At 71.9% G+C, this 15,132-nt stretch carries 18 protein-coding genes; 2 read left to right on the forward strand and 16 right to left on the reverse strand.

What is annotated here, in order from left to right; translation table 11 throughout:
• Nucleotides 1-3: 3 nt before the first annotated feature.
• The 6 genes from trpC to hisI all read right to left on the reverse strand — a co-directional run bounded on the left by trpC (nt 4) and on the right by hisI (nt 4,608).
• On the reverse strand, nt 4-813 hold the full coding sequence (gene trpC, locus QFZ76_RS14445; RefSeq protein WP_307674111.1) for an indole-3-glycerol phosphate synthase TrpC: 810 nt from the start codon (nt 811-813) through the stop codon (nt 4-6).
• Between the two features lie 165 nt (nt 814-978).
• Nucleotides 979-1,434 (reverse strand): DUF2752 domain-containing protein, encoded by a 456-nt coding sequence (locus QFZ76_RS14450; protein WP_307674112.1) that lies wholly within the window; start codon nt 1,432-1,434, stop codon nt 979-981.
• A gap of 91 nt (nt 1,435-1,525) precedes the next feature.
• A complete protein-coding gene (locus QFZ76_RS14455) occupies nt 1,526-1,777 on the reverse strand; it encodes an HGxxPAAW family protein (protein ID WP_307674113.1) in 252 nt (83 codons plus the stop codon).
• 239 nt (nt 1,778-2,016) lie between these two features.
• Nucleotides 2,017-2,658, reverse strand: coding sequence for a TIGR02234 family membrane protein (locus QFZ76_RS14460; protein WP_307674114.1), 642 nt, complete (start codon nt 2,656-2,658; stop codon nt 2,017-2,019).
• A 52-nt stretch (nt 2,659-2,710) separates the two neighbouring features.
• The gene (locus QFZ76_RS14465) at nt 2,711-4,189 is read right to left on the reverse strand and encodes an anthranilate synthase component I (protein WP_307674115.1); all 1,479 of its coding nucleotides are present in this window, start codon (nt 4,187-4,189) and stop codon (nt 2,711-2,713) included.
• Nucleotides 4,190-4,200: 11 nt separating this feature from the next.
• Complete coding sequence (gene hisI, locus QFZ76_RS14470) at nt 4,201-4,608, reverse strand: phosphoribosyl-AMP cyclohydrolase (protein ID WP_373464298.1); 408 nt, start codon at nt 4,606-4,608, stop codon at nt 4,201-4,203.
• Nucleotides 4,609-4,682: 74 nt separating this feature from the next.
• On the opposite strand from hisI, the gene QFZ76_RS14475 reads away from it, so the two are divergent.
• Nucleotides 4,683-5,318 (forward strand): TIGR03085 family metal-binding protein, encoded by a 636-nt coding sequence (locus QFZ76_RS14475; RefSeq protein ID WP_307674117.1) that lies wholly within the window; start codon nt 4,683-4,685, stop codon nt 5,316-5,318.
• A gap of 32 nt (nt 5,319-5,350) precedes the next feature.
• Here the strand turns inward: QFZ76_RS14475 and QFZ76_RS14480 are convergent, their stop codons facing one another.
• The 5 genes from QFZ76_RS14480 to QFZ76_RS14500 all read right to left on the reverse strand — a co-directional run bounded on the left by QFZ76_RS14480 (nt 5,351) and on the right by QFZ76_RS14500 (nt 11,462).
• A complete protein-coding gene (locus QFZ76_RS14480; protein ID WP_307674118.1) occupies nt 5,351-6,601 on the reverse strand; it encodes an MFS transporter in 1,251 nt (416 codons plus the stop codon).
• Between the two features lie 110 nt (nt 6,602-6,711).
• Nucleotides 6,712-7,299: a transcriptional regulator gene (locus QFZ76_RS14485; RefSeq protein ID WP_307674119.1), complete on the reverse strand. Its 588-nt coding sequence runs from the start codon at nt 7,297-7,299 to the stop codon at nt 6,712-6,714.
• Nucleotides 7,300-7,391: 92 nt separating this feature from the next.
• A complete protein-coding gene (locus QFZ76_RS14490; protein WP_307674120.1) occupies nt 7,392-8,951 on the reverse strand; it encodes a hydantoinase/oxoprolinase family protein in 1,560 nt (519 codons plus the stop codon).
• A complete protein-coding gene (locus tag QFZ76_RS14495) occupies nt 8,948-10,033 on the reverse strand; it encodes a DUF917 domain-containing protein (protein ID WP_307674121.1) in 1,086 nt (361 codons plus the stop codon). The genes QFZ76_RS14490 and QFZ76_RS14495 overlap by 4 nt, the downstream gene beginning before the upstream one ends.
• Complete coding sequence (locus tag QFZ76_RS14500; RefSeq protein ID WP_307674122.1) at nt 10,026-11,462, reverse strand: cytosine permease; 1,437 nt, start codon at nt 11,460-11,462, stop codon at nt 10,026-10,028. Before QFZ76_RS14500 ends, QFZ76_RS14495 begins: the two co-directional genes overlap by 8 nt.
• 159 nt (nt 11,463-11,621) lie before the next feature.
• Here QFZ76_RS14500 and QFZ76_RS14505 point away from each other — a divergent pair, with 159 nt between their 5' ends.
• Nucleotides 11,622-12,263 carry a TetR/AcrR family transcriptional regulator gene (locus tag QFZ76_RS14505; protein WP_307674123.1) on the forward strand — a complete coding sequence of 214 codons (642 nt, stop codon included), beginning with the start codon at nt 11,622-11,624 and terminating at the stop codon, nt 12,261-12,263.
• 169 nt (nt 12,264-12,432) lie between these two features.
• On the opposite strand, the gene hisF is transcribed toward QFZ76_RS14505, so the two are convergent.
• Genes hisF through QFZ76_RS14530 form a run of 5 tightly spaced genes read right to left on the reverse strand, consistent with a single transcriptional unit; the run spans nt 12,433 to nt 15,131 of the window.
• Entirely contained in the window at nt 12,433-13,188 is a 756-nt protein-coding gene (hisF, locus tag QFZ76_RS14510; protein ID WP_307674124.1) for an imidazole glycerol phosphate synthase subunit HisF, read from the reverse strand.
• Complete coding sequence (locus QFZ76_RS14515) at nt 13,185-13,580, reverse strand: RidA family protein (RefSeq protein ID WP_307674125.1); 396 nt, start codon at nt 13,578-13,580, stop codon at nt 13,185-13,187. Before QFZ76_RS14515 ends, hisF begins: the two co-directional genes overlap by 4 nt.
• A complete protein-coding gene (gene priA, locus QFZ76_RS14520; protein ID WP_307674126.1) occupies nt 13,577-14,326 on the reverse strand; it encodes a bifunctional 1-(5-phosphoribosyl)-5-((5-phosphoribosylamino)methylideneamino)imidazole-4-carboxamide isomerase/phosphoribosylanthranilate isomerase PriA in 750 nt (249 codons plus the stop codon). Before priA ends, QFZ76_RS14515 begins: the two co-directional genes overlap by 4 nt.
• A complete protein-coding gene (gene hisH / locus QFZ76_RS14525) occupies nt 14,326-14,976 on the reverse strand; it encodes an imidazole glycerol phosphate synthase subunit HisH (RefSeq protein WP_373464299.1) in 651 nt (216 codons plus the stop codon). The genes priA and hisH overlap by 1 nt, the downstream gene beginning before the upstream one ends.
• Complete coding sequence (locus QFZ76_RS14530; RefSeq protein ID WP_053749565.1) at nt 14,967-15,131, reverse strand: hypothetical protein; 165 nt, start codon at nt 15,129-15,131, stop codon at nt 14,967-14,969. Before QFZ76_RS14530 ends, hisH begins: the two co-directional genes overlap by 10 nt.
• Nucleotide 15,132 lies beyond the last annotated feature (1 nt).

Raw genomic sequence — 15,132 nt, forward strand, 5'->3', positions numbered from 1 at the left:
CCGTCAGCTGCGGCCGTGCCGGAGGGCGGGGTGTTCGCCCGCCGCCACCAGGTCGGCGACCGCCGTCTTGGGGTCCTTGCCGGTCACCAGGGACTCGCCCACCAGGACCGCGTCGGCGCCGGCGTTGGCGTACGCGATGAGGTCGTGCGGGCCGCGGATGCCGGATTCGGCGATCTTGACGACGTTGTTCGGGATCTCCGGGGCCACCCGCTCGAAGGTCGTGCGGTCGACCTCCAGGGTCTTCAGGTTGCGGGCGTTGACGCCGATCACCTTGGCGCCCGCGTCCACCGCGCGCTCCACCTCGTCCTCGTCGTGCACCTCGACGAGCGGGGTGAGCCCGATGGACTCGGCGCGCTCGATGAGGGACTCCAGGGCCGGCTGGTCCAGGGCGGCGACGATGAGCAGCACGAGGTCGGCGCCGTAGGCCCGGGCCTCCCACAGCTGGTACGAGGTGACGACGAAGTCCTTGCGCAGGACGGGGATGTCCACCCGCGCGCGGACCGCCTCCAGGTCGGCCAGCGAGCCGCCGAAGCGGCGCTCCTCGGTCAGTACGGAGATGACGGCCGCGCCGCCCGCCTCGTAGTCCGCGGCCAGGCCGGCCGGGTCGGCGATCGCGGCCAGCGCGCCCTTGGACGGGCTGGAGCGCTTGACCTCGCAGATGACCTTGACGCCGTCGCCCCTGAGGGCGGCCAGTCCGTCCTTGGCCGCGGGAGCCTTCGCAGCGCGCTCCTTGAGCTCGTCGAGGCTGACGCGCGCCTGCCGTTCCGCGAGGTCGGCACGGACTCCGTCGATGATCTCGTCGAGCACACTCACGCGAGCGGCCCCCTTCCAGACGGTTGACTGTTCAAGCGGTTGAGCTTCTGTCACCGGACCGGCTCAGCAGACGAAACCGGTGGTCACTCCGATGGTATCCGGAGGAGGGCGTAGGCCTCGCATCCAGTTGACGCCGGTCCCACTACCTGGACCTTCGCGAATTGATCAAGGGTGTAGCCAGCCACCGAAGGGCAGGTTCCGGACAACCGTGAAGACCAGCACCAACGCGCCGAGACTCCACAGCTGCACCGGCCCGAGAACGATCCTCGCCGGCCGCCCGCGCACCGCACGGACCACCCAGACGGTCCACACCACCGCGAAGGCGAAGTAGCCGACGACGGCCAGCGCGTTGTCGCCGAGCGCCGCGACGAAGTCCCCGTGGACGAAGGCGTGCGCGCTGCGCAGCCCGCCGCAGCCGGGGCAGTAGATGCCCGTGAGGCGCAACAACGGGCAGACCGGGTAGTGGCCGGGCTGGTTGGGGTCGACGGTCCCCACGTACCCGAAGGCCCCGACGACCGCCGCGAGCACTCCCGCGGGCACGGCCAGCCGCCCCAGCACGGACCCCCCGTCGGAGGGCTGTGTCCCAGGGGTGCCCGGGGTCCTCTGGCTGTCGGCGTTCACGCTGGCATTGTGCCCTGCGCGGGTCCCCGGGCGCGCGTGAGGGGCGGCCCCGGCGTCATGCCGGGCCGCCCCTCCACGAAGGCGTACGCGATCAGCTCTCGACGCTCGCCGGCTCGCGCTCGTCCGTGACCTGGTGCGGGGTGTGGGTGTTCTTCGGCTGGCCCAGGCCCATCGCCCGCATGATCCAGCCGACCACGCCACCGAGGACCACGATCACCAGGCCGCCCCAGAAGCCCGCCGGCTGGGCCAGCACCATGAAGGCGCCGGAGACGGTGAAACCGATGAAGGCGATGATGACACCGGTCCAGGCGGCCGGGGTGTGACCGTGGCTGCTGCCCGCCATGACTTGCTCCTCGTTGCTGTGTACCTGTCTGAGCCGGACGCTCAAGCCCATTGTTCCGCACGCGCGCGTGCCGGGTGCCCGGGGGTCGCCCCTCGCGCGTCGGAGGCTGTCCGTGTGGGAGGTACGGGTCCTGCCTCAGGGGCGCGGGGAACTGCGCGACCAGCCCTCAACGCACCCGCACCCGGCAGATCACCGAACCCCCACCCCCGTAGCCGCTTGACCGCGCGACCGCCGGAGGCTTACGCGCCGGTCGGGTCCTCGCCCCGGTCCAGGGCCTTCCACATGTCCTCGGGGCGGTCGGGGTCGACGACGGGCGCCTGGCGGCGGGGACGAGGGGCGCCGGAGCGCTCGTAGCGGCCGGACATCGCGGGCCACAGACGGCCGTAGCGCAGGGCGAGCAGACCGGCCAGGAGCAGCAGGACACCGCCGGCGACCGCGACGTAGGGCCAGGCGGTGTGGGAGAGCGTGTCGACGGTGGCCGAGGTGTCGCCGGAGGCCTTCGCGGCCTGCTCGTCGAGCGCGGAGCTGTCGTTGACACCGAGGAGGGCCGCCGCGATGGTGCCGGCGCCGGAGAGCGCGAGCAGGGCGGCGACCAGGAAGCGGCCGGCCCGGCGGACGGCGAAGACGGCGACGAGCGCGGCGAGGCCCACTATGGCTAGGGACGCGGGCACACCCGTGACGTCGCTGCCCTTCGCGGTCAGCGGGAAGCTGCCGCCGGCCACCGTCGCGGTGCCCTCCGACCACTGCTGCCGGGTGGCGAGCAACGCCACGGCCGCGCCGAGCGCCCCGCTGAGCAGGGCCACGGCAAGACTCCGGCGGCCGGCCCGGGCGGGGCCTGCGGCTTCGGAACGGGGGGGAGGTACGGCAGTCACGTACCCCACTATCGCCTGAACCCCCGGGCGAACCCTCACTCGGGGTTGAGTGACACCCGTCCTACTTTGCGAGCCGGTTGGCCGTGTGGACCGCGCGCAGGACCGCCGCCGCCTTGTTGCGGCACTCCTGGTCCTCGGCGAGTGGGTCGGAGTCGGCGACGATGCCGGCGCCCGCCTGGACGTAGGCCGTGCCGCCCCGCAGCAGGGCCGTGCGGATGGCGATGGCGGTGTCGGAGTCTCCGGCGAAGTCCAGGTAGCCCACGCAGCCGCCGTACAGACCGCGCCGGGACGGCTCGAGTTCGTCGATGATCTGCATGGCGCGGGGCTTGGGGGCGCCGGAGAGGGTGCCCGCCGGGAAGCAGGCCGTCAGGACGTCGAAGGCGGTACGGCCGGCGGCGATCTTGCCGGTGACCGTCGAGACGATGTGCATGACGTGCGAGTACCGCTCGACGGACATGAAGTCGACGACCTCGACCGAGCCCGGTTCGCAGACGCGTCCCAGGTCGTTGCGCCCCAGGTCGACCAGCATGAGGTGCTCGGCGCGCTCCTTGGGGTCGGCGAGCAGCTCGTCGGCGAGGGCCTGGTCCTCCTGCGGAGTGGCGCCGCGGTGCCGGGTGCCGGCGATGGGGTGGACCATGGCCTGCCCGTCCTCGACCTTGACCAGGGCCTCGGGGGAGGAGCCGACGACATCGAAGCCGTCGAAGCGGAACAGGTACATGTACGGGGAGGGGTTGGTGGCCCTCAGCACCCGGTACACGTCCAACGCGCTTGCCGTGCACGGTGTTTCGAAGCGCTGGGAGGGGACGACCTGGAAGGCCTCGCCGGCGCGGATGCGCTCCTTGATGTCCTCGACGGCCTCCTGGAAGTCGGGGCCGCCCCACAGGGCGGTGTACTCGGGGAGTTCGGAGGGGGGCAGGACGGCGGGCGGCTGGGCCACCGCGCGCGAGAGGTCCGCCTCCATCGCGTCCAGGCGGGCCACCGCGTCCGCGTAGGCCTCGTCGACGCCCGTGTCGAGGTCGTTGTGGTTGATCGCGTTGGCGATCAGCAGGACCGAGCCCTCCCAGTGGTCCATCACGGCGAGGTCGCTGGTGAGGAGCATGGTCAGCTCGGGCAGTTTCAGGTCGTCGCGCTCGCCGGGGCCGATCTTCTCCAGGCGGCGCACGATGTCGTAGCCGAGGTAGCCGACCATGCCGCCGGTGAAGGGCGGCATGCCCTCCTGGTGGGGGGTGTGCAGGGCCTCGATGGTGGCGCGCAGGGCGGCGAGGGGGTCGCCGTCCGCCGGGACGCCGACGGGCGGGGTGCCGAGCCAGTGGGCCTGTCCGTCGCGCGCGGTGAGGGTCGCGGCGGAGCGGACGCCGACGAACGAGTAACGGGACCACGAGCGGCCGTTCTCCGCGGACTCCAGCAGGAAGGTGCCGGGGCGCTCGCCGGCGAGCTTGCGGTAGAGCGCGACCGGGGTGTCGCCGTCGGCGAGGAGCTTGCGGCTGACGGGGATGACCCGGCGGTCGGTGGCCAGCTTGCGGAAGGTCTCGAGGTCCATGGCGGCTGACCTTACTGATCCGCGGCCGGTACGCCGGAACCGGCGTCCTTGACCAGCACGTCGGCGTCGAAGCAGGTGCGCGCGCCGGTGTGGCAGGCGGCGCCGACCTGGTCGACCTTGACCAGCACGGTGTCCGCGTCGCAGTCCAGGGCGACGGACTTGACCCACTGGAAGTGGCCGGATGTGTCGCCCTTGACCCAGTACTCCCGGCGGCTGCGCGACCAGTAGGTGCAGCGGCCCGTGGTCAGGGTGCGGTGCAGCGCCTCGTCGTCCATCCAGCCGAGCATCAGCACCTCTCCGGTGTCGTACTGCTGGGCGATGGCGGGTACGAGGCCGTCGGCGCTGCGCTTGAGGCGTGCGGCGATCTCGGGGTCGAGTCGGCTGGTGGGGCTGGGCGTGCTGCTGCTCATGGATGCCATTGTGCCGCCCGCCACTGACAGTCACGGTGGGGTGTCCACTGTGCGGACCGCGGGGACAGTCGTAGGCTGACGTCATGTCGACTTTCGCCAAGCGTGAACGACTTCTCCTCGCCGACCTGTTGGAGGCCGCGGGCCCGGAGGCCCCGACCCTGTGTGAGGGCTGGCTCACCCGTGACCTGGCCGCGCACGTGGTGGTGCGCGAGCGCCGCCCCGACGCGGCCGGCGGGATGCTGATCAAGCAGCTCGGGCCACGCCTGGAGAAGGTGATGGACGAGTTCGCGGCCAAGCCGTACGAAGAGCTGATCCAGCTGATCCGGACCGGCCCGCCCCGGTTCTCGCCCTTCTCCCTCAAGCAGCTCGACGAGGCCGCCAACACCATCGAGTTCTACGTCCACACCGAGGACGTCCGCCGCGCCCAGCCCGACTGGTCCCCGCGCGAGCTCGACCCGGTCTTCCAGGACACCCTGTGGTCCCGCCTGGAGCGCACCGCCCGCGTCATTGGCCGCAGCGTTCCGACAGGCTTGGTGCTGCGCCGCCCGGACGGCCAGACGGCGGTCGCCCACCGGGGCACGCCGGTCGTGACGGTGACGGGCGAGCCCTCGGAGCTGCTGCTGTTCCTCTACGGCCGCCAGAACGAGGCCAAGGTCGACCTGGACGGCGACAAGGAGGCGATCGACAAGCTGCACGGGGCGAAGCAGCTCGGCATCTGAGAATCGTTATCCGAGAAGGGGCGTACGGGGCCTCAGCGGGGCAGTTCCGCGCGCCGCAGGTCCCGTACGCCCAGGGCGACGACCCCGCCGAGCCCGCAGACCACGGCGCTGACGACGAAGACCGGGCCGGTCCCCCAGGCGCCGATGGCGGCGGCGGACAGCGGCATGCTCAGCGGGGCGAAGCCGAGGCTCACCAGGCCGGACACGGCGGTGACCCGGCCCAGATAGGCGGGGTCCGCCTGGGTCTGCAGCAGGGCGCCGCACATGGCGCCGCTGAGTCCGGCGAGCAGCCCGATGAGCAGGGCCACCCCGACGGCCGCGAGGACGCCCGGGACGAAGGCGAGGGCGCCGATCGCGACCGAGCCCGCGAGGATGGTGTACGCCGCGACCTGCCCGGCGTACGGCAGGCGCCCACGCACGGTCAGCAGCAGGGACGCGGCGCCCGCGCCGGTGCCGAACCCGGCGAGCACCCAGCCCATGCCGGAGGCGCCCCAGCCGCGCTCGTCGGCGAGCAGGGTCAGGCCGACGTTGAGGGGGCCGACGAACCCGAGGTCGCCGAGGGCGATGGCCAGCATCAGCGGGGCGAGCACGCGGTGTCGGCGTATGTAGCGCAGTCCGGCCACCAGGTCGCGCCGGGCGGTGTCGGCGCGGGCGGCCGCCTTGTCGTCCGGGGGCAGGTCCCGCAGCCGTACGGAGACCAGCAGCGGCACCGACACCGCGATCAGCAGGCCGGCCAGCCCGAAGGCCGCCGACGCGCCGCCGACCGCCACCGCGAGACCGCCGAGCGGGGCGCCGACGACGCTCGCGAAGCGGATTGCCAGACCCCGCATGCCCTGCACGCGCGCGAGCTGGGCGCGGCTCGTCACGCGCGCGGGGAGGGCACCCACGGCCGGCATGAACACGGCGTCGACGGTGCCGAAGACCAGGGCGAGGAGGGCCAGCGGCCACAGTCCGGGGCTGGTGAAGAACAGCAGCGCCGCCACCGCGAGCGCGGCCGCGCACCGCACCGCGTCACTGCCGATGACGACCCTGCGCGGCCCGAACCGGTCGGCGATCACTCCCCCGCCCAGCATGAGCAGCGCCCGCGGCACGGCGCTCACCGCCATGACCACGCCGGCCTGCGAGGGCGTCCCGGCCTGTACGGCCGCCCAGGACAGGGCGAGGTAGTACACGCTGTCGCCGACCATCGAGGAGGTGTAGGCGGCCAGCCAGCGCACGACGTTGGGGTCGCGGTGGGCCGGTCTGTCGGTGGCGGGGCCCGGGGCGGTGAGTGTCGCGCTCACGGGAAGGGGTCCTCTCGGTCGCGGATCATTCGCGGATCATTCGCGGATCATTCGCGGATCGTTCACGAACCGGACGCGGATCGGTCGCGGTCACACGCGGTCACACGCGGTCAGACGCGGAACGGGAAGGCGTACAGGTGCAGCGCGACGTGCGCGCGCCCTTCGGTGTCGCCGGCTGCTTCGGCGGCCCGGCCCTTCTCGTCGTACTTCCTGGCGAGGGCGAGCAACTCCTCGTTCAGCTCGGTCAGTTCGGCCGGGGTCAGGCGCAGCCAGGACTCGGTGTCCTGGGAGGCGGTGTTCCACTCGGGGCCCCAGGCCGCACGCTCGTCCAGGTAGCGGTGGTACAGGTCGGCGCGCTGGTCGTGGAACAGGCGCGCGGCCGCCGTGTGCGCCGCGGCCTTCTCCGGGGCGTCCCGGAAGTCCGCGTCGCGGATGCTCACGCCGTCGGACGACGGCCGCCACCAACGCTCTCGGCCGTCCTTGCGCTGCGGCTCGGCCTCCTCGATCAGCCCGTGGTCGGCGAGCTTGCGCAGGTGGTAGCTGACCAGCGACACGGCCTCGTCCACCTGGTCGGCGAGCTGCGAGGCAGTCGCGACCTGCGCCACGGACAGGGCCCGGTACAGGTTCGCCCGCAAGGGATGCGCCAGCGCCTTCAGCGTCCCCACGTCGGTGATCGGGCGGTTCTCCTTGCTTGCCATGCCCCAACCGTAGGTACGAAAGAAAACTTGCACAATATATTTTGCGCAACTTTCCTTTCATACTGGTCGGGAGATCCCGGAGGTCCCGGAGATCAGCTCGGAGCAGCCAAAGGCCCGACCGCCTTCACAGCGACCCTGATCGAACGCCGGCCGCCGTAGCTGAGCGGAACCTCCCGGATGCGGACGACGGCCGTGCCGACGGGATCCGCGCCCGCCGCGACGGCTCGGGCGACCGCGGTCTCCCGGGCCTCCTCCAGGGCGTCCAGGCGGCCCGAGCCGGCCGGGACGACCGTCTCGTGCTCGCCGCTGACCAGGGCGAGCGCCGCGCCCACCGCATTGGCGACATCGGCATGGCGGGGCCGTTCGACGCTGTGGCCGTCCACCGTGGCGGGGATCAGCCCGGCCGCGCCGCCCACGGCGACGACCGGCTGGTCGCGGCGGCCGTGGGAGACGAGGCTGACGGCTTCGGAAAGATGCTGGTCGAAGTCCTCGACCGCGGCCTTCAGGCGACCGCCCGGCCCCGACCCGAGGCGGGCACGGTCGCCGAGCGTGAGCCGGCCGGCGAAGACGGCCGCGTCGGTGAGCGTGGGGGTCGCGCCGCCGAAGACCAGGGCGTGCGCCGTGATCGCCCGGTCGACGGATTCGGGTCCCGTACGGTCCTCGTACACGACGGTTCCGCCGCCGTAGGCGATCGACAGCACGTCGGGCATCGGCAGGTTCGTCCGGACACCGCCGATGACACTGCCGGCCGCGCTCTCGCGCGCGAAGCCGTCGACGAGGACGCCGAGGTCGGTGGTGGTGCCGCCGACGTCGGCCACGACGGCCTCGGCCAGCCCGGTCAGCAACGCGGCTCCCCGCAGGGAGTTCGACGGTCCCGATCCGATGGTGAGCAGGGGGAAGCGGTCGGCGTGGGCCGCGTCCATCAGCGTGCCGTCGTTCTGCGTGAAGTACGTGGCGACGTCCAGCCCGTGTTCGTCGAGGGCGTGACCGAGGGCGCTCGTGACCGCGGCCACCGTCGGCCGCAGGGCCGCGTTGAGGACGGTCGAGTTCTCGCGGGCGAGGAGACCGAGGGCGCCGATCTGATGGCCCATCGACGTGTGGACCCCGGGGCCGAGTTCCGTTCGTACGAGGTCGGCGACCCGGAGTTCGTGCTCCGGGTGGACCGGGCTGAAGACACCGGTGACGGCGATGGCCTGCGCCCGTCCCGCGAGGTCGCCCAGGAAGCGCTTGACCGCCTCGACGTCGAGCGGCGCCACGGGATAGCCGTCGATCAGGTGTCCGCCGTCGACCTGGGCGGTGCCCGCCACGGCCGCGCGGTGCAGATCCTCGGGCCAGTCGGCGAGGGGCGGGACCGCGGCGGTGACGGAGGCGCCGATCCGCAGGACGCCGACCTTCGCGAGATCGCGGCGTCCGACGACGGCGTTGGTGGCGTGGGTCGTGCCGACCATGACGCTCCGTACGTCACCGGCCCGCGCGCCCAGCTCCGCCAGGACCACCGCCAGCGCCGCCCGCATGCCGCCGGTGACGTCGTCGGAGGTCGGCCGCTTGGCGCGGGCGACGAGGCGGTCGTCGGAGTCGAGGGCCACGGCGTCCGTGTTGGTGCCGCCGACGTCGATGCCGATGCGCAGCCACGGCGCTGTACGACGGCTCACCGACTGTTCCTCTCCGGCAGGGTCTCCACCGGCACGTAAGGGTGCGGGTAACCGAAGGCCGCCGGCCCCGCCGTCTCCAGCCCCCGCGCCGTGCGCCACAGCGGGTCGCACGGCCAGGCGATCACCGTGACCCGCTGGCCGAAGCGCAGCGACTCGGTGGCGATCGGGATGCCGGTGCGCGTGTCGCAGATCGAGATCAGGTCCGGCACACTCGCCAGGACCGACTCCCCCTCCCGCGCCACCAGGTTCTCGTTCTGCAGGTCGACGCGGAGCTCCCGGCCGAGGTCGAGGCCGCGTCCGGACACGGTCACGCTCCCGCGGACGAACCCCTCGTCCGTGTCCCGGTCCAGGTCCTCGATCGTGCCGGTCAGCAGGCGCCGGGCGCCGAGGGCCGTCACGAGCGCGTCCATGGGCTCCTCAGCGGTGCGGATCACGCGGCCCGCCTCCAGGGCCCGGGACACGGAGCCGTGGACGACCGCGCCATGGTCGGCGGGCGTGAGCAGATGGTCGGCCAGCAGGGCGGAGGAGCCCGAGGCGACGCACAGCGCGCGTCCCCACCGCTCGGCCCAGGCCGCGTCGACCGGCCGGAGCGTGGCGAGGTTGCCGAGCGCGTCGACGAGCACGACGACGGACGGTTCGAGCCCCGCGACGTGCATGGACACCATCTGCAGTTCGGGAAGGGCCCGCCCCATGCCGTCGGCGTCGACGAGGGGCAGCCCGAGCTGGGCCGCCCACCCGACCGGCGCCACGCCATTGGCGCCGCCGATCTCCATGGCCATCACCGCGGCGACGGGCCGCCCGGTCAGCCGCTCGACCTCCTCGCGGACAGCTGCCGCCTCCCGGCCGCTGCCCAGCATCTCCTGGCCGACGGTCGGCGACCCGATCATCGACAGGGGCAGGATCAGCCCGTCGGGCGGCAGGTCCGCCATCCGTACGAGGGATACGTCGCCGTGGGCCTTGAGGGCGAGGAACGCCGCCAGCGACTCGCCGGAGACGTCACCGCCACCGCCGGTGCCGTACACGGCGCAGCCGAGCGCGAGATCCTCCAGATCGGCGGTGGTCAGCACACCTTGCTCACGCATGACGACCCTCGCTCCAGCGCCACAGCGCCGCGTACACCGCCACCGTCAGGACGGGCCCGACCAGGAAGCTCACGTCACCGCCCGCGAGGGCGCCCGAGAGCGGCCCCTGGAAGTCGGTGGTGTTCACGCACAGCACCGTGCCGAAGGTGCCGACGGCGAGTGCGGCCGTGCCGGCGATGTTGAAACCGCCCCGGTACCAGAACCGGCCGGTGGGCGTCTCGTCGTGCAGGGCGACGCCGTCGTAGCGATTGCGCCGCAGGACGATGTCGGCGACGTACAGCGCCATGGACGGGGCGAGCACGACCACCGTCAGTTCGAGGGCGCGGCTCAGCGAGTCGGTGAAGTCGTTGACGAACAGGGCGTACGCGGCGAGGGCCATGCTCAGCGCCGCGTCGAGGAACACGGACCGGGCCCGGCTGACCTTCAGTCCCATCGACTGGAGGCACAGGCCCGACGAGTACGCGGTGAGGATGTTGTTCGTGATCGAGCTGAAGACGATCACGAACAGGAACAGCGGATAGAACCAGCCCGGCACGATCTCGGCCAGGTTGCCCTGCGGGTCCCCCATGTCGATCCGGGTGCCGGCGAGGATGCCGAGGATCCCCAGCCCGACAGCCGGGAGGAAGCCTCCCAGTGCGGTGTAGGACAGCACCCGGGGCATGGAGACCGTACGCGGCAGATAGCGGGCGTAGTCCGCGCCGTTCGCCCAGGACAGCGGTACGGCGGCGATGATCGCGACGCCGACCGAGAGCGTGGCGAGCAGGTCGCCGCCGTGCAGGGGAGCCTCGGGGACGTAGCCGGTGTCCGCCTCGCGCAGGACGAAGACCGCGAGCAGCACCATCACGGCGGCGAGGACGGCGGTGCAGTAGGGGCTGATCCGCACGATGGTCGCGTGGCCGTAGACGCTGACGGAGAAGGTCAGCACCGCGGTGACGAGCAGGACGGCCACCTTGACCGGGCCGGAGACGCTCAGCCCGAGGTGGTCGGCCAGCGCGAATCCGGCGAGTGCGCCGAGGGCGAGGTTGACGGCCTCGTAGGCGATGGCGACGAGCCAGCCGATGCCCGCACTGAGCGGCCGGTTACCGCGTACGCCGTACATCGCGCGGGTGACGACCACGCTCGGGGTGCCGGACGGCGGGCCGCTGACGGCGAGGACACCCACGCCGACCCAGTAGAGATTGCCCACGACGATCACGAGCACGGACTGCCACAGGGTCAGCCCGAGCAGCAGGATCACGCCGCCGAGGACGAAGTAGAGGTAGGTGATCTGGGCGGCGAACCACACCCAGAAGAGTTCGCGCGGACGCCCGTGGCGCTCCGCGTCCAGGATGTGGTCGATGCCGCGGACCTCGACCCGGCCGGGCAGGTCGCCGCCGGAGTCGGGCAGACCTGTGGCCGTTGCCGGGGCCAGTACCTGCTGAGGGTCCATGGGTACCACCGCACGAGTTATTGGCCTCAAGGCCAACAGAAGGGGACGGCAAGGAGTCCACCACGGTACGAACGGAGGGGTCAAGGATTGTTGGCCATGTGGCCAATAAAGAAACCCGGGGTTTGCCCGGACCGTGCCGCCTGACGTATGAAGTCCCGTATGAGCGCAACGCAGCCCACCGCCAGGAGCCGACGCCTGTCCCCCGCCGAGCGGCGACAGGAGATCATCGAGGCGGCGGCGGCCCTCGCGCTCGAGGAGGGGCTCGCGGCCGTGACGTACCGCGGCGTCGCCGCCCGGCTCGGCTGTGCGCCTGGCCTGGTCCACCACTACTTCGACGTGGTGGAGGCGCTGGAGGCCGAGGCGTTCACGCACGCCGTCACCACCGACTTCGAGCGCACCTTCGAGGAGGCCGAGGAACTCGGCGACGCGGTGGCCGGTCTACGGCACATCCTGCGCGTCTGGGTCTCGGAGAGCCCGGAGCCGCACAAGACGGTGTGGCTCGACGCCTGGTACCTGGCGGCCCGCAAACCGCGGGTCCACGCGGCCGTCGACCACGCCATGCGCACCACTCACGGCCTGCTGGTCGCGGTCCTGGAACGGGGCCTGCGCGAGGACCGCTTCGCCCCGCACGATCCCGACCCGCTGGCCTGGCAGCTGCTCACGGCGCTGGACGGCGTCATCGTCCACTCCTCGCTCGGAGTGAACCGGGGCATCGTGGACGTCCGCCGGACCATCGCCCGCTTCACGGAAACGGCCCTGGGCCTGGAACGGGACGCGCTGGCTTCGGCGTTCGACAACTGACCAGGCGCACGCCACAAGGGCGCAGGCACCCAGCCCCGGACAACCCGCAGCCAAGAACCGAGCGGACACCCACCAAGGGGCGCGAGGAACTGCGCGACCAGCCCCCACAACCCGCAGCCGAAAACCCGACCCCACCCCAACCCCACCCCCAGCCCAACCCAGCGGAGCGCTACCGCACGGGATGCCCCGCCCCCCGCAGCGTCTCCTTCACCTCACCGATCCGCAGATCCCCGAAGTGGAAGACGGACGCGGCGAGTACGGCGTCCGCGCCCGCGGCGATGGCCGGCGGGAAGTGGGCCAGCTGCCCCGCTCCCCCACTGGCGATCAGCGGCACGGTCACGTGCTTGCGGACGGCCTCGATCATCTCGATGTCGTAGCCGTCCTTCGTGCCGTCCGCGTCCATCGAGTTGAGCAGGATCTCGCCCGCGCCCAACTCGGCCGCCCGGTGCGCCCATTCGACGGCGTCGATGCCGGTGCCCCTGCGGCCGCCGTGGGTCGTCACCTCGAAGGACCCGCTCTCGGTCCGGCGCGCGTCGACCGACAGCACCAGCACCTGCCGGCCGAACCGCTCCGCGATCTCACGGATCAGCTCGGGCCGTGCGATGGCGGCGGTGTTCACCCCGACCTTGTCCGCGCCCGCCCGCAGCAGCTTGTCCACGTCCTCGGCCGTACGGACGCCGCCGCCGACCGTGAGCGGGATGAAGACCTGCTCGGCGGTGCGGCGCACCACGTCGTACGTCGTCTCGCGGTTGCCCGACGAGGCGGTGATGTCGAGGAACGTCAGCTCGTCGGCGCCCTCGGCGTCGTACACCTTGGCCATCTCGACGGGGTCGCCCGCGTCGCGCAGATTCTGGAAGTTGACGCCCTTGACGACCCGGCCGTTGTCCACGTCCAGGCAGGGGATGACTCGTACGGCCAGGGTCATGCGGGTGCTCCTCGGAACGCCTCCACCTCGACCTCGACCACCAGGCTGGGGTCCACGAAGCCGGAGACGATGATCATGGATGCGGCGGGCCGGACGTCGTCGAACAGCTCCTTGTGAGCGCGTCCGACGTCCTCCACGTCCCGGGCATGGGTGATGTACATGCGCGTCCGTACGACGTCCTCGCGGCCGAGGCCCAGCTGCCCGAGCGCCGCGAACGCGACGTTGAAGGCGTTGACCGTCTGCTCGTGCGGGTCGCCCCCGGCGATCTGGCCGTCCACTATCGACGTGCAGCCGGAGACCAGCACCAGACCGTTCGGCAGTTCCACCGCACGGGAGTACCCGAAGGTGTCCTCCCAGGGCGCGCCGGTCGTGACGCGTCGCAGATCGCTCACCGGTCTACCGCCTCCAAGGCCTCTTCGAGGGTGAACGCCTTCGCGTACAGGGCCTTCCCGACGATGGCGCCCTCGACACCGAGGGGTACCAGTTCGGCGATGGCCCTCAGGTCGTCCAGGGACGACACGCCACCGGAGGCCACGACCGGCCGATCGGTCGCCGCGCACACGTTGCGCAGCAGCTCCAGGTTCGGGCCCTGCAGCGTGCCGTCCTTGGCGATGTCCGTCACCACGTACCGCGCGCAGCCCTCCTTGTCGAGGCGCTCCAGCGTCTCGTAGAGGTCTCCGCCGTCGCTGGTCCAGCCACGCCCGCGCAGGGTCGTGCCGCGGACGTCGAGCCCGACCGCGATCTTGTCGCCGTACTCGGAGATGACCTTGGCGACCCACTGAGGGGTCTCCAGGGCAGCCGTGCCGAGGTTCACCCGGGTGCAGCCGGTGGCCAGGGCGGCGGCGAGCGCGGCGTCGTCGCGGATGCCGCCGGACAGCTCCACCTTGATGTGCATGTCCTTCATGCGCTCGGCGACCTCGCCGATCACGGCCCGGTTGTCGCCGGTGCCGAACGCCGCGTCCAGGTCGACCAGGTGCAGCCACTCGGCGCCCGAGCGCTGCCAGGCGAGGGCCGCCTCCAGGGGCGAGCCGTACGAGGTCTCCGAGCCGGACTCGCCGTGGACGAGCCGGACCGCCTGGCCGTCGCGGACGTCCACGGCGGGCAGGAGTTCGAGCCGTCCCGAGGGGTTGGAAGACATCAGAGGGTTCCGATCCAGTTGTTCAGCAGCTGCGCTCCGGCGTCGCCGGACTTTTCGGGGTGGAACTGAGTGGCCCACAGGGCGCCGTTCTCCACGGCGGCCACGAAGGGCTTGCCGTGGGTCGACCAGGTGACCTTGGGGGCCCGGATCGCCGCGTTGTGCGTCTGCAGGCTCCAGTCGTGGACGGCGTAGGAGTGCACGAAGTAGAAGCGCGCGTCCGCGTCCAGCCCGGCGAAGAGCTGCGAGTCGGCCGGCGCGTCGACGGTGTTCCAGCCCATGTGGGGCACGATCTCGGCCTGCAGCGGCTCGACCGAGCCGGGCCACTCGTCCAGGCCCTCGGTCTCCACGCCGTGCTCGATGCCGCGCGCGAAGAGGATCTGCATGCCGACGCAGATGCCCATCACCGGGCGTCCGCCGGACAGGCGCCGGTCGACGATCCAGTCGCCGCGCGCCTCCTTCAGGCCCTTCATACAAGCGGCGAAGGCGCCGACGCCCGGCACCAGCAGGCCGTCGGCGTTCATGGCCCGGTCGAAGTCACGGGTTATCTCGACGTCGACACCGGTACGGGCGAGGGCACGCTCGGCGGAACGGACGTTGCCGAAGCCATAGTCGAAGACGACGACCTTTTTCGATCCTGCGCTCAATTCCACACCTCCAGCCTCATGACGCCCGCGACGAGACACATCGCGGCGCCGATGGACAGCAGCACGATGAGGTTCTTCGGCATCTGCTGCTTGACGAAGGAGTAGATGCCGCCGAGGAGGAAGAGGCCGACGACGATCAGGACGGTCGAGGTGCCGTTCATG

It is taken from the genome of Streptomyces sp. V4I2 (assembly GCF_030817655.1).
GTDB lineage: Bacteria > Actinomycetota > Actinomycetes > Streptomycetales > Streptomycetaceae > Streptomyces > Streptomyces plumbiresistens.